The 19,983-nt window shown below is 34.5% G+C and carries 18 protein-coding genes and 4 pseudogenes; 16 read left to right on the top strand and 6 right to left on the bottom strand.

Features of this window, described 5'->3' with window-relative positions; translation table 11 throughout:
* Positions 1–26: 26 nt before the first annotated feature.
* A complete protein-coding gene (locus I7822_RS06215) occupies positions 27–488 on the bottom strand; it encodes a CBO0543 family protein (RefSeq protein ID WP_207976100.1) in 462 nt (153 codons plus the stop codon).
* An 832-nt stretch (positions 489–1,320) separates the two neighbouring features.
* Here I7822_RS06215 and I7822_RS06210 point away from each other — a divergent pair.
* Positions 1,321–2,400 carry a nitric oxide synthase oxygenase gene (locus tag I7822_RS06210; protein ID WP_207976099.1) on the top strand — a complete coding sequence of 360 codons (1,080 nt, stop codon included), beginning with the start codon at positions 1,321–1,323 and terminating at the stop codon, positions 2,398–2,400.
* Positions 2,401–3,061: 661 nt separating this feature from the next.
* Entirely contained in the window at positions 3,062–3,280 is a 219-nt protein-coding gene (locus tag I7822_RS06205) for a hypothetical protein (protein WP_207976097.1), read from the top strand.
* Positions 3,281–3,835: 555 nt separating this feature from the next.
* Here I7822_RS06205 and I7822_RS06200 read toward each other — a convergent pair.
* Positions 3,836–4,016 (bottom strand): annotated as a pseudogene (locus I7822_RS06200) (DUF1657 domain-containing protein).
* Between the two features lie 220 nt (positions 4,017–4,236).
* Between I7822_RS06200 and I7822_RS29790 the strand changes: the two are divergent.
* Both I7822_RS29790 and I7822_RS06190 read left to right on the top strand, forming a co-directional pair.
* Complete coding sequence (locus I7822_RS29790) at positions 4,237–4,689, top strand: anti-repressor SinI family protein (protein WP_243459292.1); 453 nt, start codon at positions 4,237–4,239, stop codon at positions 4,687–4,689.
* Positions 4,690–5,107: 418 nt separating this feature from the next.
* Entirely contained in the window at positions 5,108–5,284 is a 177-nt protein-coding gene (locus tag I7822_RS06190; RefSeq protein WP_207976095.1) for a hypothetical protein, read from the top strand.
* Positions 5,285–5,651: 367 nt separating this feature from the next.
* Here the strand turns inward: I7822_RS06190 and I7822_RS06185 are convergent, their stop codons facing one another.
* Together I7822_RS06185 and I7822_RS06180 are read right to left on the bottom strand one after the other, a co-directional pair.
* Complete coding sequence (locus I7822_RS06185; protein WP_207976093.1) at positions 5,652–6,179, bottom strand: YsnF/AvaK domain-containing protein; 528 nt, start codon at positions 6,177–6,179, stop codon at positions 5,652–5,654.
* Between the two features lie 79 nt (positions 6,180–6,258).
* Positions 6,259–6,735, bottom strand: coding sequence for a YsnF/AvaK domain-containing protein (locus I7822_RS06180; protein ID WP_207976091.1), 477 nt, complete (start codon positions 6,733–6,735; stop codon positions 6,259–6,261).
* 602 nt (positions 6,736–7,337) lie between these two features.
* Between I7822_RS06180 and I7822_RS29785 the strand changes: the two are divergent.
* The 6 genes and pseudogenes from I7822_RS29785 to I7822_RS06160 form a co-directional block, all read left to right on the top strand.
* Positions 7,338–7,451 (top strand): annotated as a pseudogene (locus I7822_RS29785) (GNAT family N-acetyltransferase); the annotation flags it as partial.
* A gap of 20 nt (positions 7,452–7,471) precedes the next feature.
* Complete coding sequence (locus I7822_RS06175; RefSeq protein ID WP_207976089.1) at positions 7,472–8,035, top strand: histidine phosphatase family protein; 564 nt, start codon at positions 7,472–7,474, stop codon at positions 8,033–8,035.
* A 156-nt stretch (positions 8,036–8,191) separates the two neighbouring features.
* Positions 8,192–8,710 carry a DinB family protein gene (locus tag I7822_RS06170; protein WP_207976087.1) on the top strand — a complete coding sequence of 173 codons (519 nt, stop codon included), beginning with the start codon at positions 8,192–8,194 and terminating at the stop codon, positions 8,708–8,710.
* 411 nt (positions 8,711–9,121) lie between these two features.
* Positions 9,122–9,838, top strand: a pseudogene (locus I7822_RS29780) (aminoglycoside phosphotransferase family protein); the annotation flags it as partial.
* Between the two features lie 138 nt (positions 9,839–9,976).
* Positions 9,977–10,840 (top strand): serine/threonine-protein kinase, encoded by an 864-nt coding sequence (locus I7822_RS29775; RefSeq protein WP_372442116.1) that lies wholly within the window; start codon positions 9,977–9,979, stop codon positions 10,838–10,840.
* Between the two features lie 182 nt (positions 10,841–11,022).
* A complete protein-coding gene (locus tag I7822_RS06160; RefSeq protein ID WP_207976084.1) occupies positions 11,023–11,844 on the top strand; it encodes a GNAT family N-acetyltransferase in 822 nt (273 codons plus the stop codon).
* Between the two features lie 684 nt (positions 11,845–12,528).
* On the opposite strand, the gene I7822_RS06155 is transcribed toward I7822_RS06160, so the two are convergent.
* The gene (locus I7822_RS06155) at positions 12,529–12,816 is read right to left on the bottom strand and encodes a hypothetical protein (RefSeq protein WP_207976083.1); all 288 of its coding nucleotides are present in this window, start codon (positions 12,814–12,816) and stop codon (positions 12,529–12,531) included.
* Positions 12,817–13,403: 587 nt separating this feature from the next.
* Here I7822_RS06155 and I7822_RS06150 point away from each other — a divergent pair.
* The 6 genes and pseudogenes from I7822_RS06150 to I7822_RS30610 all read left to right on the top strand — a co-directional run bounded on the left by I7822_RS06150 (position 13,404) and on the right by I7822_RS30610 (position 18,444).
* Positions 13,404–14,069 carry an HAD family hydrolase gene (locus I7822_RS06150; RefSeq protein ID WP_207976082.1) on the top strand — a complete coding sequence of 222 codons (666 nt, stop codon included), beginning with the start codon at positions 13,404–13,406 and terminating at the stop codon, positions 14,067–14,069.
* Between the two features lie 291 nt (positions 14,070–14,360).
* Positions 14,361–15,197, top strand: a complete 837-nt coding sequence (locus tag I7822_RS06145; RefSeq protein ID WP_207976081.1) for a squalene/phytoene synthase family protein — start codon at positions 14,361–14,363, stop codon at positions 15,195–15,197.
* Between the two features lie 963 nt (positions 15,198–16,160).
* Positions 16,161–16,595, top strand: a pseudogene (locus tag I7822_RS06140) (spore germination protein); the annotation flags it as partial.
* 132 nt (positions 16,596–16,727) lie between these two features.
* Positions 16,728–16,922 (top strand): hypothetical protein, encoded by a 195-nt coding sequence (locus tag I7822_RS06135; RefSeq protein ID WP_207976080.1) that lies wholly within the window; start codon positions 16,728–16,730, stop codon positions 16,920–16,922.
* An 84-nt stretch (positions 16,923–17,006) separates the two neighbouring features.
* Positions 17,007–18,212, top strand: a complete 1,206-nt coding sequence (locus I7822_RS06130; protein WP_207976079.1) for a Ger(x)C family spore germination protein — start codon at positions 17,007–17,009, stop codon at positions 18,210–18,212.
* A 64-nt stretch (positions 18,213–18,276) separates the two neighbouring features.
* A complete protein-coding gene (locus I7822_RS30610; RefSeq protein WP_207976078.1) occupies positions 18,277–18,444 on the top strand; it encodes a GerAB/ArcD/ProY family transporter in 168 nt (55 codons plus the stop codon).
* Between the two features lie 525 nt (positions 18,445–18,969).
* Here I7822_RS30610 and abnA read toward each other — a convergent pair.
* Positions 18,970–19,929 carry an arabinan endo-1,5-alpha-L-arabinosidase AbnA gene (abnA, locus tag I7822_RS06120; RefSeq protein WP_207976077.1) on the bottom strand — a complete coding sequence of 320 codons (960 nt, stop codon included), beginning with the start codon at positions 19,927–19,929 and terminating at the stop codon, positions 18,970–18,972.
* Positions 19,930–19,983 lie beyond the last annotated feature (54 nt).

The raw sequence follows: 19,983 nt of genomic DNA, 5'->3' as shown, positions 1-19,983 counted from the left end.
TTTCTTTATTATAGATATTCTTCAATTTATCTTTCTTGCCTGTTAATTAATTGCATAAGGATACGGTTAAACATCATTAGGAAAAAGATACTGATAAACGTGTGTATCCATGTCCATGTGTGGTATTCAATCAAATCAGTATATCTTTCCAAAAGAACCTCAATGATCGTTAAAGCAGAGGTATACAATGTACATCTCAAAATAATATCAGGATATCTTGAATAATAAGTTTTTTGATAAAAGTAAATACAAACAACTGGCAATAAAAGATATTCATAAAGAAGGCTGGAACTGAAATATTTACTTAAAAAACTTATTGGATATTCGAGCATTTTCTCTTCTACAACAAGAACACCAAGAAATATTGAGAAAAAAGAGGTCAATAAAAAAATTAAAATCCAATCTTTAATTGGTGGTTTTCTTAAACTAAAAAAGAATAGAGCGATTCCAATTATGAGCAGCGACCATAAAATTATTTTCTCTACCAAGATAAATTAATCCTTCCATCGTTAATTTACTCATCAATCATTATACCCAAAGTAAAAACAAACCTTTACCATTACCCATAATTGCTATTATGTTAAATAGATTTGATATTCATTTTTAGGTTCTCTTACAGACTAATTTGATATGTTACTGTGTTAGTAATGTATAAAAACACTGAATTCACAAATATTAACACGAAAACCCAAAAGGTGAACTTACATCATTGTTTAGTCGCAAAAAAGAACGCAGTACAAAGGTTTTAGAAACCATTATTCGCATTGGCGCTATTGTAGTCATCACACACACACTTACTCTTAAACAATCATTGATAGAGGAAATCAGAAGGAATCGTTAATCCTCATTTTTCTATGGCGTGGGTCAATGATTATTCCAAAAATCTAATACGTATTTTAATAGTAAATTCTAAGAATAAATACGCAAACATAATAATAATGAGCGATTTAATTAAATAACATAAAAGGATCTGTGGATTTAAAATAAAGTCGCGATGTTTATAAAAAAGATGAGATGTTTAAAATAAAGTCGCGACGTCTATAAAAATGTTGCGATGCTCTACCCCTTTGGATAATCTAAAGGGGTGTTTTTATAGTGAAAGGAAAGAACATCTAAATTAAAAGGTGGATTAAATGAACTGTTGATAGAAAATAAAGTTGTTCCGTTAAAGGACCATTTAATTGAATAAGAACTTAAACAAAATTGGATTAATAAAATCCAGTAAACCGATAACCTTGATTTTATAACAAATATAGTTTGTTTTTATTCAAATCTACTATAATATTATGGAGAACATAAACCACCATAGGAGGATTTGCTTTGACTAACGATTTACTTAATGAAGCAGAGGAATTTATCCGTTCTTGTTATAAAGAATTGAATAAAACTAATCAGGAATTAGAAAATAGATTGAATCAAATTAATAAACAGATACTAATTTATGATTTTTATGAACATACAGCTGAGGAACTAGAATATGGAGCAAAGGTAGCTTGGCGTAATAGTAATCGTTGCATAGGAAGATTATTTTGGGAACAATTAAATGTTATAGATAAGAGAAACTTAAATTCAGAAGAGGAAATTATTTCAGCCTTATTTGAGCACATCAGATATGCAACTAATAATGGGCATATTCGCCCTACAATAACAGTTTTTACACAGAAATCTCCCAATAAAACGGTACGTATATGGAATCACCAGTTAATTCGCTATGCAGGTTATAAAACTGAACGAGGTGTTTTGGGGGATCCACACTCCTTATCCTTTACAGAGACATGTATAAAACTAGGATGGGAACCAAAGTTTGGGAAATTTGATGTCTTACCTCTAGTTATTCAAATTAATGAAAATCAGCCTAAATTAGTTGAGATTCCAGAGACCCTTCTTCTTGAAGTTCCAATTCGTCATCCTCATTACAAATGGTTTGAAGATTTAAATCTGAAATGGTATGCAGTACCTATCATTTCAGATATGATGTTAGAAATTGGTGGCATTACATATACTGCGGCTCCCTTTAACGGCTGGTATATGGGGACAGAGATCGGAGCAAGAAACTTAGCAGATGAATTACGTTATAATATGCTCCCTCAAATAGCAAATTTAATGGGGTTGGATATTAAAAATAGTATATCTCTATGGAAAGATAGGGCAATCTTAGAATTGAATACTGCAGTCTTACATTCTTTTTGGACAGATGGGGTTAGTATCGTAGACCATCATACAGCTGCTAAACAATTTAAAAAATTTGAGGAAAAAGAAAGAAATAGTGAAAGGGAAGTTTCAGGCGATTGGACTTGGCTTATTCCACCCTTAGCACCAGCTACAACACATATCTTCCATAAATCATATAAAAATGAGATTAATAAGCCTAACTATTTCTATCAACCTAAACCATATTAATCCTCATCAAATAATTCTTATTCAGATAAAAGATTAATAAGTAGACATTTAAGAGGCAAATAAATACGCTTATCTATATATGGAAGTAAGTATTCTATCAACATTTTTTGCTTATTACTTTTACAGTAAATTTTTTAAAGATTGTTCCAGAGTACAATAGAAAATAAATGCTATCAATTTTATTGCAGCATTTCCTTATATAGTTAAACAAGCTAATAGAAGAAACTTATTATTTATTCCATTAAAGGGAGCGATTGTTGAACAACATAGGTAGAAAATGATTAACCTTTTTTATAAAAAACAAACTAAAATCTAATGAAGAAGAAGCCATTTTGATTAATCTTTTTTCAAAATAGCTTCTTTTTATTTATCGTAAAATAAGGGTTTACAAGGTGTTTTTGCTTAAACTTTATTTCAAAGATACAGGATCTTCAATTTAAGATCCTTTTTAAATGCCGAGAATATCTGATTGTGTTAACTAAAGATGAATAGGGTATACGTTTTGTTTCAATAAAATAGTATTAAATCATAGCAATGTTTATTATACGGGATGTTATCCATTATTTATTATATAAGTAGGTTATATACCTAACACAGGGTGAGTTTAGGTGCATAAAATGGGATTGTGATATTTAACTATATTTTGAAAGGATGTAATATTGTGTATCCTTCTTACACTACACCACACCATCTCAAACAAGAAACCTTGTCACAGGTTGGACCGTGGGTACAGTATGGTTTAAACGAAGCTCAAACAACATCTGTCCCTCATGCAATGATGGAAATTGCAGCTATTGCCTATCTGATCGGTAAAGGATATGATCCAAGGATGGCACATCAAATGGTCGAATCATGGGAAGTTAATGAAATGTTTTATTAGCGATAAGTGAATCGGAATGCAAAGATATAGAAAGAATTAAAAAAATGATTTTCCTATAAAACGACATAAGCCCTTATTTTTAGAAAATAGGGGCTTATGCATTTTATAAGGGGTAGAGACAGGGTTCGTATAATAGACCACAAAGTAAACAGCAGAAAAAGAAAGATAATATTATGGTAAAGATATTTGGTAATACTTTTGGCAATATTTTATGATGAATTTCAAATGGTTTCATTGAATATTATAGTTTTGCCGTATCATTACAATAACTGTTGTTTTTGGTAACTATTATTGGTTAAACACTAGTAAGTGTTCCACATACAGTAAACTACTTTGCGGTATATAGCAGCAACCCTGTCACTGGGCAATTAGGTAATAAAAAGTGCCCGATTACGAAAAGGAGAGCTTTCATCGGACGCTTTTGGACGGCGTTCTAATAATAAGAAAAAAAGAAAATACAGAAAGAAAACATGGCATTATCATTATTCCCACTACTCACACCAAAATTGATTTTTTATATATTTTTTATTTTTATTGTTGATTGTATTGTTGTTCTTACTGTTCAACTTGCTGAAGACGTGGAGATAGTTGTTCAATGACAAGTTGTGTTTGTTGAGCCGTATTTTGATACAGTTGTTTTGCCGCTGGTTATCAGTGTCAAGCGCAAATCCTTCTAAGCTTGCTTGCGCACTTGTTAAACCTGTATCGTTTGTTTTAGGTTTGTGATTACTGTCATTTTAAATTCCTCATTGTATGTAGCCCACATCATTTAAATTGAGCTTTATTTTTTAAATCATGTTAGGAAATATATTGAAACAATCTTACGTTTATAGATGATTGATCGCATTTTAGGCAAGTGTCTAGTCCTAGGACATTAGTAGAAACATAGTATAAAATTGTGGTCATCACAAAAATCAAAGTCACTAAAGTCGTATGTAGCTGGGAGAGGGAGATGTATGGAAATAGTAGAACAAAAACAATACCGTGAAGATTTGTTGGAATGGTGTAATAACATTTATTTTCACTGGGAAAGTATAAAACCTAGGTTTTCAAAACTCTTTGATTTAAAAAGTTTAGAAGAATGGGAAATGTCATACCTCGAATTAAAAGAAAAATTAAATACAGATTTAAAAGTGGATTTCGATGACTATCAGACAGCAAAAAACCTATATGAACAGTGGGAACTATTACACGAAGAATCACAGGGGTATCGAGAAGAAGTTGAATCTGATGTGAGAAATATAGCTGAGGTACCCTCTGATTTTGATAAGGGAACAGTAATGCTAAGTCAGAAAAACGATACAGTAGAAGAACTTGATAAAGAATGGGTTGAACTTATTCAAATGGTTATTAATTTGGGAATACCAATACAAGAAATCAGAAATTTTGTATCAGACTATAAAGGGTAGTAAATTGATGAAAAATGAGAAACCCTTATGTTGCCTATATGGTAGCCTTTTATTTTAAATACTCAATATTCTTCTTTCTGATCCTAAAAAACATACCAGAATTTATTCCAATATGTTTTGATTACCGATAATAGCTGACTATGTTAACTAAATTTGTATAAAGTATTCATTAAAAATCTCTGTTATCAAACTGTTATTTTTCATTAACTAAGCTGTAAACAATCTATGATATGGTAGATACTCCAGAGGAATTTCCCTTTTAGCCGGCAATCCTTTAATAGAGGAATGCCGGCTTTTTCATCCAAAGAAAATTAAGGTAGTTGCCATGGTTTAATCCATATATAAAAGGTAAAACAATATAACCTTAAAATTGTTTAAGATTAACAATATATATTGTTAAAAGAAAAGGGGTTTAGAGATGGGCGAAGAAAATAGTTGTAATTTAGATGGAATTAATAAGGACATTTTGAAACAAATGGAACTAAAAAGAAAAGAAATCATTGCAAACATTTCGGATTTACCTCCATCGAAAAAAGAAATTGTAATTAAAAACCTCAATGAATTAATTATATTAACAAATAAAGCCCATAAATAATTAGAAATTCTTTCAGGTTAGACTGCTGAAGGGAAAAAAATCTGGTACTAATCGACATCTAGCGCAAAAAATAAGGTAAAAAAGGAATTGCTCTATATGGGTATCCCTAAAAACAAAAACTTGCTCCTGGTAAATCCATATATGTAAACCATAAATGAACATAAAAACCATAAAATCCCGAGGTAATTGAGTTTGTGAATAAGTATTGCAGTATCATTCCTTTATTCGTTTTTGATGCAGTTGGCTGCAACGGTGTTATCAAAGCATCGTGGGTTGGTTATTGGTGAGACGAAAGTGACTTTCGAAGGTTACGAAGAAGGAGTCGGGTAGCGCCTTCACCTGTTACCACCCGAATGGCGGAAATGGTTTATTCCGTCGTTTCATTTGACGGCTTTTTTATGACATCCGCATCACCTGTAACGTCGACGTGTACTGTTTCTTTTTTTAGCTTTTCCTTTATTTGTTTTATTTCTTCTATTTGACGTTTTGTAACCGATACTTCATTCACTTGCACAGGGTGTTTGTTTATTTCAACTTCTTCTACTTTCAGAGGAATACGAAGTTCCTCCTCATTTCCTGCTTCTATTACCATTTCTTCACGCTTAATCGGAACAGTGAACGTTTTAAGTTCTTCGACGACTTCTTTATGAACCTTTACCTCACCCGTTTGTACTCGTTCTTTTTTTATGTCCAACTGCTCTTCTCGTAATTGAAGTGTTTGTTCTTGATTTTTATTTGTTTTTGCAGAGGGTTCGTCGATTTTTCTTCTCGCATTCATTGTATGACAAATGCCGCCAACGATTGCTCCTAAAACGAATCCTATTACGGCTGAAAAACCTGTTATCCAACCGATTATACTACCAAATATTGCACCAATAATAATATATTTCCCCATAGGACCTCCTGAAGTTTTTTTTATGTTAAGAGGATGGAAAGAAACCTACTTAACTAAGAAGTTAAGTAGGTGGGAACAATTAGTCCTCATTGATAATATCTGTATTACCATGTGATTCAACATCTGCAACTTCTTTACGAAGTACGTCACGTACTTGTTCTGTTTCCTGAACCGAACGTATATGAGCAGAGACTTCACCAGTGACGACCGTATGCTTTTCTACATCAATTTTTTCAGCAGTTACTGGAATGTGAACCGTTTCTTCTTCAGTAATTGGTTCATCTGTTGGTTCGTGATCAACGGCTCTTTGTTTAATAACGACTTGATCATGTGAAACAGGGACATTCACTGATTGTTCTTCCTCAACAATGTCCTTATGAAGCGTCACATCACCCGTCTCCACCCGATGTTTGTCGATGTCCAATTCTTCCTCACGGAGATCAAGATGTGCATCTTCTGCTGCAAATTCTGTATCGGCAGTGTGAGCTACATCACGTACCTCTTTTCGAGTTTCCTTTTTCGTTTTTTCTTCATTAAAAAAATCAAAAAAGCCCATGCTGAAAACCTCCTAAGGGATGTGTTTGGATGTCGTACAAATAGTAATGTTACCTTTGTGAGTGAAAATATGCGCTTGCATTTTTGGTGCCTGTTTCTAAAAAGGCTTTGTAAGTCATTTGGTGTATTTTACATTCAATGTTTTATTAGGGATTTATTTTGAACAAACTTTTATAAAAGATAACCAATTATGAAAAAAATATATATATTAAGTTAATGCTAACTGTAAAACAATGAGTGTAGTTTTAGAAAATGCATTTAACTCTTTAACCCATGCATTCCAAATAGAGACTATTCAAACAAAATAAATAAGATTTAGACTAGCAAAATAACAATAGCCAAAATTTGTACTCATTTAATTTTCATAACAAATGTACTAGTGAAAATTAAGGATAGTATTTAATAAATAAGAAAAGATTATCCGGAAACTGTAATAACGCACTTCGCAAAAATTATGTAATAGCTTATTCAAGAATCGGCGCTATTCTTCAAGATGGGGAATGGCTTTTTTTATTAAAAGGCAGGTTTATCAACTTATTTGGAGGGATTTCCCTATAAAAAGTGAATTATACCTTTTAAAACGTATTTAAAATGAGGGATATTATGTTATTCCAAAACTGTAATTTAAAAGTTCGCAAATTAGAAGAAAGGGATGCTTACCTATTAGTAAAATGGCTTTCAGACCTTTCTGTGCTTGAATTTTATGAAGGAAGGGACATAATTGGGGGGAACTTTGTATGAAAAAAGAGATTTATATTGTAAGGCATTGTGAAGCACAGGGGCAACCTTCGGAGTCACAACTAACAATAAAGGGATTTAAACAAGCGAAATATTTATCTGAATTTTTCTCCAATACTAAAATTGACCGAATCATATCAAGCCCTTTTTTACGTGCAATTCAGTCAGTAGAACCAATAAGTAAGGAAACAAACATAATAATAGAGATTGATGAACGTTTATCAGAACGCACACTTAGTACAACGGATTTACCGGACTGGCTTGAAAAACTTAAAGTAACATTCGATGATTTGGAGTTGAAATTTAAAGGAGGAGAGTCTAGTAAAGAAGCTATGAACCGAATAGTAAACGTTGTAGATGAAGTTTTTAAAAGTGAAACTGAAAAAACAATATTCGTTACTCACGGAAATCTAATGTCTCTACTGCTAAAGAATTATGATAACAGCTTTGATTTTGATTGTTGGAAAAATCTTAGTAATCCTGATGTGTTTCTATTAAGTTATACAAACAATGAAGTAAATATGGAACGTTTATGGAGAGAAGAACTAATAAAAAATAGTTAATAAGCAATTTATCTTGTTCAATTATAGGGCGCGATTCCACAAGACGTGTCCATTTTATTGGGCCATTTTGTTGAATAAGGGAAGGGGTTTTTATTTAAAAGAAGGAAATATCCATTTTTAATTGAATGTAAGCACTTTAAGAGGAGTGTGATCTCGTTGAAGAGAAAATCTTTACTGGTATCTCCGTTACCAGAATATGAAAAAGAAATTGGTCGATGGCTATGGTGTTTAGAAGATGTTCGCCGAATTCTTATATCAGAATTAACTGGAATCAGCCAAAGTACACTAGACACAAAAATTGATGAAAGACAAACGATTGGCTCGCTGTTATATCACATTGCATTGGTCGAGGCAGATTGGTTATATGTAGAAATTCTTTGTACTGAATGGGATCCTGAAATACGCTCGTTGTTTCCGTTAGAAAGCCATTCTAAAGACGGCACTTTAACCCATATTGAAGGACAAAGTTTAGAGGAACATTTTCACCGCCTTAATAAGGTACGTGAAGTATTTCTTTCCCATTTTCGTTCAATGGACTTAACGGATTGGCGTAAACTGAGAGTACTTGAACACTATGATGTCTCACCTGAATGGGTTGTATACCATTTAATTGAACATGAATCAAATCATAGGGGTCAGATTTTCCAATTACTTAGTAAACTACGAAATGTATAAAATATAAAAAAAAGGAATTCTTTTTCCCTCTTGAACTAACGAACTGGCTTCAGTTAATTATCATATTCAATAAAAGAGGGCTTGTTTAAGAACATTAAACTTATTACTCTGCAAAACCCGCTAATTCATGTAGTTATTCCATTAAAGGGCACGATAGTTGAACAATACGAGTTGCAACGGCGGCTCTTTTTTTATTAAGAAACCAGCGAATAGGATCTATTTCTGATTATCAGCAATCGAGCAGTAAGAATATGCAATACAATATTAAACATTAAAAGAGCTATTGAGCAGAGTTGAATAAGGTTTTGGTAAATCATTCAGCAGTTTGGATGTGTATGATGCCATTATAAATGCCGGTGTGTGCACTATTGATTGATTATTTATGTGGAATAAAAATAAGGAGGTAAAATCGTGTTCGATATAAAAAAATACGCAACATTTGAAAAAATCAAACCGATATACAAAGGTTGGTCGAGCGACAAAAAATACTATATTGAAACCGTGACGAACGAAAAAATGCTGCTTCGCATAGCTGATATTTCAGAGTATGACAAGAAGAAAAGCGAATTTGAAATGATGAAGCTGTTCGCCGAATGCGGTGTACCTATGTCGCAGACTGTTGATTTTGGTATTTGTAATAACGGCAAAAGTGTATATTCGCTTTTAATATGGTGTGACGGCGAAGATGCAGAGATTGTGTTACCTAAGATGACCGAAACTGAGCAATATGAACTCGGGGTGAAATCGGGGCGAATATTGAGGAAAATCCACAATATTCCTGCACCAAATGAACAAGAAGAATGGGAAACACGTTTTAACCACAAAACAGACAGCAAAATTAAACAATACAATGACTGTGGCATAAAAATAGATGGTGACGATAAAATCATCGCCTATATTGAGTCAAACAGACATCTTCTTGAAGGAAGGCCGCAATGCTTTCAGCACGGTGATTATCATGTGGGGAATATGATTATTTCGCCAGAAGGAGAACTGAGCATAATCGATTTCAACCGTAATGACTACGGTGACCCGTGGGAAGAGTTTAACCGGATTGTGTGGAGTGCTGCTGCCAGTCCGCACTTTGCCACAGGGCAGATTAACGGTTATTTTAACGGAAGACCGCCTGTGCAGTTCTTCACGCTTTTGGCTTTTTATTTAAGCAGCAATATGCTGTCGTCAATATATTGGGCAATCCCTTTCGGTGAAGATGAAGTTACCATTATGAAAAATCAGGCAAAAGATGTTCTAACTTGGTTCGACGGCATGAATAATCCTACGCCGACTTGGTATTTGGCAGATTTTTATATTCAGTACATAAATAATATTCCATACAAATTAAAATCTCCCTTTGATATCTCTTTCATTGAGCAATATGGTGAGATTTTCAAGATTTATGATGATCAAGATTCGGGCAATATCTGCTTCGGTGTAGAGAACGGTGATAAGAAATACTTTATAAAATTTGCTGGCGCACCCACAGAGCAATATTCCGGCAAACCCGAAGATGCAATAGCAAGGCTGAAATCCACCGTTCCGATTTATCAGGATTTAGCGCACCCCAATTTGATCAGATTTATCAAAGCGGAGGAAGTAGGCAAAGGGTTTGCCTCTATTTTTGAATGGTCAGACGGGGAGTGTATGGGCAGAATGTATCCATTGTCCAGAGAAAGGTTCTTGCAGATGCCGGACAGCACAAGGCTTGAATTATTTAACGACATACTGGTATTTCATATACATATTATAAAGCAAGGATATGTTGCCATTGACTTTTATGACGGCAGTATTATGTATAACTTTGGCACAAAAAAGACCCTTATTTGTGATATTGATCTCTATTCTAAAATGCCATATATAAATACGATGGGCAGAATGTGGGGATCAACACGTTTTATGTCGCCGGAGGAATTTACACTCGGTGCATCCATAGATGAAATAACTAATGTGTATTTAATGGGAGCTACAGCATTTGCTCTGTTTGGAGGAGAAAAAGACAGGTCAATCGAAAAATGGCGATTGAGCGACGAATTATACAAAGTGGCGTTAAAAGCGGTCAACGATAACAGAAGCAAACGTCAACAGTCGCTTTCGGAGTTTGGCTACGAGTGGAATAGGGCATGTCAGGAATAAGAATTACGCTCTTTCTTTGTGAATAGGGCCAGATAATGGAATAAGATTTATTAAGCTAATAGCAGGTTAATTTTATTTTTATCATTTGAAAAGGATAACTACTAAATCATATTGAATTCTCATATTTGTAAGAAAGATAAGCAATATACAATTGAAAAACGACCATAATAAAGGAGACAACTATGCTAACGACAAAACAATTACAAGCAATTAAAAAACTACAAAAAGAGTGCGAAACTCAAGATAATTTACAACTGAAACTTAACTGGGATATGCTAGAAAATCGCAAAACTAATCAACTAGACTTTCTTCATTATGAAAAAGATGAACTTGTCGCGTTTTTAGGTTTGTATTCTTTTGGATCTACTGTGGAAGTATGCGGCATGGTGAAGCCAAGTGAACGACGTAAGGGACAATTCCGCCTTTTGTTCAAAAAGGGGATAGCAACAGCTAAACAAAACGGATACAGGAAAATCTTATTGAACGCACCTGCAGGGTCACATGCAGCAAAAGCTTTTTTGAATAAACAAGGTGCTGTTTATACGTTTTCAGAACATCAAATGGTGTGGCAAGAAAGCTCCTTAGAAACAGTAGAGGGTTTAACACTGCGAAAAGCAAATGTAGATGATTTAGATATGCGTATACGTTTATCTGTTGAAGCGTTAGGTATGGCAAAAGAAGATGCCCTATCAATGGAAAGTTTGTTCGATAGTGAGGAAGACACCGACATGTTAATGATTGATGTGAACGAAAAGACGGTAGGGAAAATTCGTCTAAAACGAATAGATGGGCAAGCTTGGATATATGGTTTTTCCATTTTGCCAGAGCATCAAGGCAAAGGAATTGGCAGAAAAGTGTTGCGTCGAGTCATAAAAGATCAAAGTTCAGATGGTTATTCGGTACACTTAGAAGTTGAGACGAAAAATGACCATGCTCTAGGGTTATATGAATCAGTAGGGTTCAAAGCTGTACATTCACAAGATTACTATACATATCAACTTTAAAGGAGAGTCGATTTGACACGCTTTTTCTGGGGGTAATTTGGACTCACCCCGATCAATTAGAAAGTGAAAGTCACCGTCATACACCCTAATAAACTACTGCTAAGTCTGAATTTTTTTATTGAACGAAAGGGTGATTTAATTGAGTAACGAAAAAAGCCTAATTATGTAAACTAATTCTACTATAGTATTTACGTTAAAATCAGGGTTATTCTCATAAACCAGTCCATAAGCACAAGTGTTATTCCGTTAAAGGGCGCAAGAGTTGAAGAACAGAGGTTACTAAGGCACCCCTTTCTTCTTATGACTAGATAGCAGCATACCTGTAATAAGAAGAAATTATATTTATGATAAGAAATGACAATAGATTGAATCGAAGTAGAGAAATAGGGTGAGTAACCTCTTGAACAAGTTTATAAACGGAGTAAGAATATAGTTAACAAAGTTTTTGACGAAAATAGTTTTATCTAAATTGATACTGTATCACAGTTAAAATCTCCAAAATTATTTTATTTTGATAATTGGACATCTAAACTTTTAATTAAAAGTTCTGTAAACGAAAAAACTAATAACAATTATAATTCTTTAAGGTTATTAAAGAAAAACACTAAAAGCTAAAGAAACCCCAATTCCGGAAATAAAGTCACTTATTTTAATGGCTCTCTTAAGCCTTACTATTGACTTTTATCATTGTTCTTTCCATTCCTCAATAATTTCTTTTACTTTCTTCTTGTCAATAATATTGATAGCATAATACGCTACTCTCTGGTCTTTCATTTCCCTAACAGGATGATGGGATACTCCATATATATCACCTAACACCAATACATCTTCAATGGTAAAACCAATCAATATAATCATCGGTTTCCTGTTACCAGTCCAAGTTCCTCTTGTACCTAATACAACAGGAAGTGGATTTTTCTTCCCTTTTGTATACTCTGACACCCAGTCCTGCTCGGTTATGGTTCGTATCATTTAGACAACCCCGCACGTTTTTGCTCCTCTTATTGTTTTTCAAAAGTATGTAGCCTATTCTATTTCTAACAAAATCAACATTAAATGCTAACAGAACATTTTAATAATTGACAACACCCTAACTTATTAAAATATTCCTTTTAGAAGATTTGATTGGAAAGAAGATAATTTAGAGATATCATTCCCTATATTGTAGAAATGGTTCGGAGAAGATCTGTTAGGATAGGAAAGCACTCAAACGAGAGATTATTTATCTAAGATTTACAGTATAGCTTGGTTAGGAGAATTAATTTGAATAACAAATATAGTAAGTCACAGGCAGCACATATTGGCATATAGACGGGATTATCAGTCTTTTTAACGAATTATTTTATTCCTGAGAATAATTATAAAAGCGTAATTAATGTTCTAATTGCAACAATTACTGCCTTCTTTGTAAGTATAATTTCAAAAAATTAAAGAAACAAATGTCTAAAGCCGTATTCCTTGTTGAACTAGCGGTGTAGTTTAGTTGAAGAAGAGTTTGGTATTTTTTGAAATTTTTATGATAAAATTAGGGAGGTATTAGATAAATAAGGGAGTTTAATATGGACAAATACAAAATAATCTTATTTGATTTAGACGGAACACTTTCAGACCCCAAAGTAGGTATAACTAAATCGGTTCAATATGCATTACATAAAATGGACATTTTTGAGCCAGATATTGATAAACTCGAGTGTTTTATTGGTCCACCACTTCAAGTTTCATTTGCTGATTATTACGATTTTGATGAGGTAAATACAAAAAAAGCGATTGGTTTTTATAGGGAAAGATTTAAGGAAAAGGGGATGTTTGAGAATGAGTTATATACAGATATTCCATTATTATTAAAATCGTTAAAAGAACAACAATTTACTTTAGTGGTTGCTACTTCAAAGCCTACTGTATTTTCTGAGCAAATACTAAAATATTTTAATATTGACCAGTATTTTGACCTTGTTGTCGGAAGTAATCTTGATGGAACAAGAACATCAAAAACTGAAATTATTCAATACATACTAGATAAGTATAATGACTATAAACTAGATGACTATATTATGATCGGTGACAGGGAGCACGATATTATTGGTGCAAATAATACTGGTATTGACTCTATTGGAGTAACTTATGGATATGGTTCATTTGATGAACTAAGTCATTCTAACCCTACTTATATTGTTAAAAGTGTTAACCAATTAAAGGATATTTTGCAGGGAAGTCAAATCAAATAAAAAACATATTGTTCTTGAGCTAACTGGTACTATAGTTCAATAAGCGTAGGCCGGATAAGTTGCATTCCATAATATAATTAATCTTCAACAATCGTGCGTAAGAATTGAACAACGATAGACAGTTTTAGCTGTCCATTTTTTCTTGGTCATCACCAGCTAAAGGCAGGTTTATTGAGTAACAAGGGCTTAATTTTTGTGTTAGAACTTTATTCTTAGATATATGATATAGTGGGGATAGTACAATAAAAATTAAAGAAATTAGCATATTAACAAAAAAGGGGACAATTTAAGATGAGTGAAGCAATCAATTTACATAGAAGTGCGATAGACATGTTGATGGCGACAAGTCGGACCTTCTTTATTCCGATTAGTCATCTTCCGTCAGGATTACAAGAAGCAGTTACATCCGCCTACTTATGTATGAGAGCTATTGACGAGATTGAAGACCACCCCCAACTCGGATTGGAATCCAAACATAATCTATTACATTCAATAAGCGTCCTCTTGAAAAAGCCCTTCAATAATAAGGAGTTGATGGCTTTATTTCACCCATACAACTCCCTTTTGCCGGAGGTTACCTTACGATTTGGCGATTGGATAAAGCTCTGTCCACCGACAATTGTAGAAAACATTTCGAATTCTACATCTACTATGGCGAAGGGAATGGCGGACTGGGCTTTAAAAGAGTGGCAGATTCAGGATGAAGAAGGTTTGAATGAATACACATTCTACGTTGCAGGTTTGGTAGGAGTCATGCTCTCAGATATTTGGAAGTGGTACGATGATGTTGAAACGGACAAGGACCTAGCTATAGCCTTTGGTCGCGGCTTGCAGTCCGTCAATATTCTTCGCAATCGTGCTGAAGATTTAGAACGAGGTGTGGATTTCTTTCCCGAGGGATGGGAGTTAGAAGATATGTTTATGTACGCACGACATAACCTAGCACTGGCTGACGTCTATATGGAGGATATTAAACCCGGTCCGATCCTTAATTTTTGTAAAATCCCGATAGCTCTTGCTCATGGTACACTTGATGCTTTAACAGAGGGGAAGGAAAAAATGAGTAGAGCTACCGTAACTGAAATAGTTAGTCGAGTAGTAGATAGAAAAGAAGATTCCGCAATTTAGTGATAAATTTTATCTGGCCTTTTCATAATAACTAACCGATGGATGGAAGAATCGCATCAAATGGAAGAACGAGAGCAACTTTTAAGATGAAACTTTTGAGCAATATTTTGAGTTAATAATTTTAACAATTATGTTTTTTAATTGGAAAACTTTTTCCTTATGCAACAATCGGGCGCGTTTATTGAGGAACGCGTCTTTTCGTGTTCGGCTCATTTAGTTGACCAAATTTGCTAAGATAAAAATGGTTTATACTTAAACTAAAAATAATGGTCCTAATATTGATGGAGGTAATAGAAAGTGTTATTCCATTGATATGAACGAAACTGTCAACTCACCACACCCAAATGTTTTTAGATGGTGATTCAACCCAAAAATTAAATTGCCGGTTACCCCTAATACCTTCTTTGTAGTATCATAGCTTCGCTTGTTATACGAGATCATAGTCCCAACCAGCCACAAACATGTTTCTACAAGTAGGGGGTGAACGGTTTAATTGACGGGATCAAGTCCCACGGGCTCTTACGTTCTACCCCGGCTACAGCTATCATATATCAATATAAAAAATGGTCAACCAGAAATATTTTCTGGCTGACCTTATAATACGAAAGGGCGCTTTTCTGAAATAAGGAAAGCGCCTTTCTTCATGAAAAGGGCCATTTAATAGAATAAGGCTTATTGAACAGTGTATTACTTTAAGAAGGAGTCCTATTAAATTATAGTGTTTCCAATTGAATATGTTAATGAAAAAAGGAAAAAATTATGCTCGGATTTCTTATTAGAATTATTGTTTTTTATCTTATTGTGAACCATGATTATGTAACAGGGGAAAAATGGATAAAATAGTTGGGAAAGAGGGGGTTATTTCTTTCAGAGGTGAACGAATTATTGAAGAACAAAATATCAGTAAGACAATTTATGATAATAGTCATTTTATTTACAATTGGCACTACTATATTAGTTTATAGAACGATTGGACAAGCGGTTTCGATTGTTGGGACACTAGTAATTGGAACGGCGGCGGTCGAAGCCGGCATTGTTTCCGCAGCAATGGTCATTGTCGTGGCGATTACGGCAATTTCAAGCTTTATTGTCAGTTCTTTCAATCTTGCCATTGCGGTAAGAATGTTGCGTTTTGTCATTATGGGACTTGCTGCATCTTTTGGTTTATTCGGGATAATTGTCGGCTTGATTGCTCTTATTCTTCACTTATGCAGTTTACGGTCGTTTGGTGTGCCATATATGACTCCGTTCGCTCCGTTTATTGCAGAGGATCAAAAGGATGCTATTCTCCGTTTACCGCGTTTTGGATTATTTTCACGTCCTCGCTTAATTAGCCAGAAAAATGTCGAACGGGAAGATACTCCATCACCAAAGCCGGAGCAACGGAAACAAAAATAGGATTGTACGAAGATCAAATAAAGGGAATGAACGATTTACAGTCATGCCGGTAGAAGTAAAGGTTAATGTGAGAATACACCACTTCGTTTAGACCGGAATTCTTTCCTAGAAAAATTAAAGGAGCAATTCGTTATGTGGGTTATTGCGGGGATACTTCTCGTAGCGATTTTGATCATTGTTCTAGAAGTACCACCACTCTGGGAAAAACAGAAAAAGGAATCATGGGTGTTTTCACTGCTGCTTCTTTTTGAGGTCGGGTTAAGTATTGCAGAGAGTTTAGATTTAAATATTCCAAATCCTCTCGAATGGATCGCAATAATTTACTAGCCACTAAGTGATTTAATAATGAGTTTATTGAAATAGATGAGGAAGTAACAAAATACTCGAGAACTTAAGAAAGGGGGCTCGGAAGTGAGAAGAAAAATCGGAGTGCTTGTTATTATCATCCTTTTACTTAACCTTTTATCCGGTTGTTGGAACCGGCGGGAATTGGGTGAACTCGCTATCACGATAGGAATGGGGATTGATAAATCGGAGGATCAATATGTTATTACCACTCAGGTCGTCATTCCAGGAGCGGTTGCCGCTACAAGAGCTGGCAGTCAGAAATTACCGGTTATGACCTATCAGGAAAAAGGAAACACCGTTTTTGAAGCGATAAGAAGAATGACAACGGTTTCGGCTAGAAAACTTTATTTTCCTCATTTGCGAATTCTCGTAATTGGAGAAGAATTAGCCGAAGAAGGAATTGGTGAAGCGTTAGATTTTATATCAAGGGATCACCATTTGCGAACCGATTTTTACGTAGTGGTTGCGAAAGATATGAAAGCGGAAAACGTGTTGAAAGTATTGCCGGCTTTAGAAGATATTCCCGCAAACAAACTGTTTTCATCTCTTGAAACGTCCGAGAAAGCGTGGGCGCCTTCGATAGCCGTGACATTGGATGAACTGATATCGGAACTTGTGAGCGAGGGAATACAGCCTCACTTAAGCGGAATTCAGATAAGAGGGGATGTACAAGAGGGAGAAAAAGTAAACAATGTTCAACAAATTGATCCAGATGTTGATTTACAGTATTCAGAACTTGCCGTGTTTAAAGGGGAAAAACTAATCGGCTGGTTGAACGAAAGTGAGAGTAAAGCGGTAAATTACGTTCTAGGCAATGTAAAAAGTACGATTGGTGAAGTGCCTTGTCCAGAAGAAAAAGGGAAAGTAGCAATTGAGGTGATTCGAACGAGAACTGATCTTAAAGCCAAAGTGGAAAATGGATCACCAAAAGGAACGATTGAAATTAAGGTGGAAGGGAATGTTGGCGATGTTCAATGTAAGAAGCTTGATTTGTCAAAAACGAAAACGATAGATGATTTGGAAAAGAAATCGAATAAAGAAGTGAAAAAGTTAATTGAATCATCGATAAAGACGGTTCAGGAAGAATTTAAAGTCGATGTGTTTGGCTTTGGTGAGGCGATACACCGTTCGAATCCCGACTATTGGAAGAAGGTTAAAAAAGAATGGGATGAAAAATTTGCCGACATGCCAGTAGAAGTAAAAGCAGACGTACAGATTCGCAGGATCGGTAAAATAGGAAATTCTCCTAATGAAAAAGTAAAGGAGTAATTTCTTTTTGTTTGTAAAGTGATTGTTTGAACGCTTAAGAAGGAACAGAGAAGGTGTGGATAAAATGCTAGACAAAGGTAAAATATCGGTACACCAATTTACGGTATTATTCATCTTATTTACAATTGGCTCAGGAATTTTGGTGTTGCCGTCCCTTCTTGCTGCCGAGTTGAACCAGAATGCCTGGATAGTACCGCTATTAGGTAATTGGGCGATATATAAAGCTTTTTAATGCTTGTGGGGGTAAAATTGAAGAACTTCATTCATGGGGAAGCAATTTCATGAAAGATCGTAAAGAAAGTATAATGCAGAGTTTTCCAGTGGTGTAAGCATAGATACAAAAGGTATAAGTTCTCGATAGCTTGTTAGAGTGTATTGTGGATTCGCTGTAAATCTGTATTTCCCCAACGTTACCCAATAAATAATTCATTTAATTAAACAGGTACTTTACTTCAAGAGGCAACATAAATGATCATCTTCCACTCCTTGATCTTCCACAAAACAGGCACAATAAAGGAAGTCTGTTATTAATGTCTTTTAAGATTATCTTGAAGTCGAGTCTTCTGTTAAAGGGCGCTTTAATGGAATAACGGTCACAAAAGAAAAAAAATTCAATTTGATATCATGTTTCAAAAGCTAAGTGTAAACCTAAACGAAAGTCGACACTTAGCTTTTATTTACCCCTCAAAACATTGGTGTAGACCTATGTGAACATAATAAAAGGCAGCTATTATTATGCCTTTTTTGCTGCACAACCCTAGTAAGATGGCCAACCTTGTGAATCCCAATATAAATCATTAATTAACATTGTAGGCATTCCATTATTTTCTGCGTCATATGCATGACGAATTATTAAGTTGTTGTTATAAACATCTTGATGTCCGGGCCCAATCCATCGACTATTTCCTGCATCGAGAATAGTTCCACCACCATTTATCATGTTGACACCATTTTTATCAAGATAAGGTCCGGTAATAGATTTGGATCTCCCATATGCAATTTTGTATGTACTATTAACTCCCTGACAACAATTATCAAAAGAGACAAATAGATAATAATAGCCGTTTTTATAAGTAATATTTGGTGCTTCAATTGCATTATTTGGAGAATTAGGTCGTGAAGCTATAGAATAAATAGTACCGGTTGGCTTCATTGTAACCTTGTCTAACTTTGTTAACTTAATCCCACTCCAAAATGAACCAAAGGATAACCATGGTTCTCCATTAGCATCAATTACTAGATCTCCATCTATTGCATTGTAATTATTTGAGCTTGTTGAGCGTATAACTAAGCCATCATCTCTCCATTGCCCGGAAGATATACTGTGTGTTGAAAGAAGTCCTATCAATGAAGTATTAGATCCAAAAGAAGAAACAGAATAATACAACCAATACCGGCCGTTAAAAAAATGAATATCTGGTGCCCATTGGTTTGGTTCATGATTCGGTACATAAGTTTTCCACCAAGAGGGTGCAGTGGGAAAAATAGTCGGTGTAGTATACCAGTTAGTCCCATCATCAGATCTTAGAACCCGTATCCCATTTTTTCCAGCTTCACCTGTCCCAAATGTATACCATGTTGTGCCTTCTTTAATAATAGAAGGATCGTGAATCATTCTTTCACCTGATAGATTCCAAAAAGCTGCGCTTGCAGGGGAAAATATATTTAATAGAAGAACAACAACCAATACAAAGGATAATTTTCTGAAGTGAACCATACTTTTTACCTCCCTATAAATTTTTTTGATTACCTTTTGTATTAAAACAAACCT

Origin of the sequence: Metabacillus bambusae (assembly GCF_017497975.1) — a bacterium.
GTDB classification, from domain to species: Bacteria; Bacillota; Bacilli; order Bacillales; family Bacillaceae; genus Metabacillus; species Metabacillus bambusae.
This window is presented reverse-complemented; position numbering and strand designations above follow the sequence as displayed.

What these genes read in the sequence shown, in the direction of transcription:
- I7822_RS29790 (WP_243459292.1), top strand. Translation starts at nt 4,237, where the DNA reads ATGGAAATAGTAGAACAAAAACAATACCGTGAAGATTTGTTGGAATGG.
- I7822_RS06190 (WP_207976095.1), top strand. Translation starts at nt 5,108, where the DNA reads ATGGGCGAAGAAAATAGTTGTAATTTAGATGGAATTAATAAGGACATT.
- I7822_RS06185 (WP_207976093.1), bottom strand. Translation starts at nt 6,179, where the DNA reads ATGGGGAAATATATTATTATTGGTGCAATATTTGGTAGTATAATCGGT.
- I7822_RS06180 (WP_207976091.1), bottom strand. Translation starts at nt 6,735, where the DNA reads ATGGGCTTTTTTGATTTTTTTAATGAAGAAAAAACGAAAAAGGAAACT.
- I7822_RS06175 (WP_207976089.1), top strand. Translation starts at nt 7,472, where the DNA reads ATGAAAAAAGAGATTTATATTGTAAGGCATTGTGAAGCACAGGGGCAA.
- I7822_RS29775 (WP_372442116.1), top strand. Translation starts at nt 9,977, where the DNA reads ATGAATAATCCTACGCCGACTTGGTATTTGGCAGATTTTTATATTCAG.
- I7822_RS06160 (WP_207976084.1), top strand. Translation starts at nt 11,023, where the DNA reads ATGCTAACGACAAAACAATTACAAGCAATTAAAAAACTACAAAAAGAG.
- I7822_RS06155 (WP_207976083.1), bottom strand. Translation starts at nt 12,816, where the DNA reads ATGATACGAACCATAACCGAGCAGGACTGGGTGTCAGAGTATACAAAA.
- I7822_RS06150 (WP_207976082.1), top strand. Translation starts at nt 13,404, where the DNA reads ATGGACAAATACAAAATAATCTTATTTGATTTAGACGGAACACTTTCA.
- I7822_RS06145 (WP_207976081.1), top strand. Translation starts at nt 14,361, where the DNA reads ATGAGTGAAGCAATCAATTTACATAGAAGTGCGATAGACATGTTGATG.
- I7822_RS06135 (WP_207976080.1), top strand. Translation starts at nt 16,728, where the DNA reads ATGTGGGTTATTGCGGGGATACTTCTCGTAGCGATTTTGATCATTGTT.
- I7822_RS30610 (WP_207976078.1), top strand. Translation starts at nt 18,277, where the DNA reads ATGCTAGACAAAGGTAAAATATCGGTACACCAATTTACGGTATTATTC.
- abnA (WP_207976077.1), bottom strand. Translation starts at nt 19,929, where the DNA reads ATGGTTCACTTCAGAAAATTATCCTTTGTATTGGTTGTTGTTCTTCTA.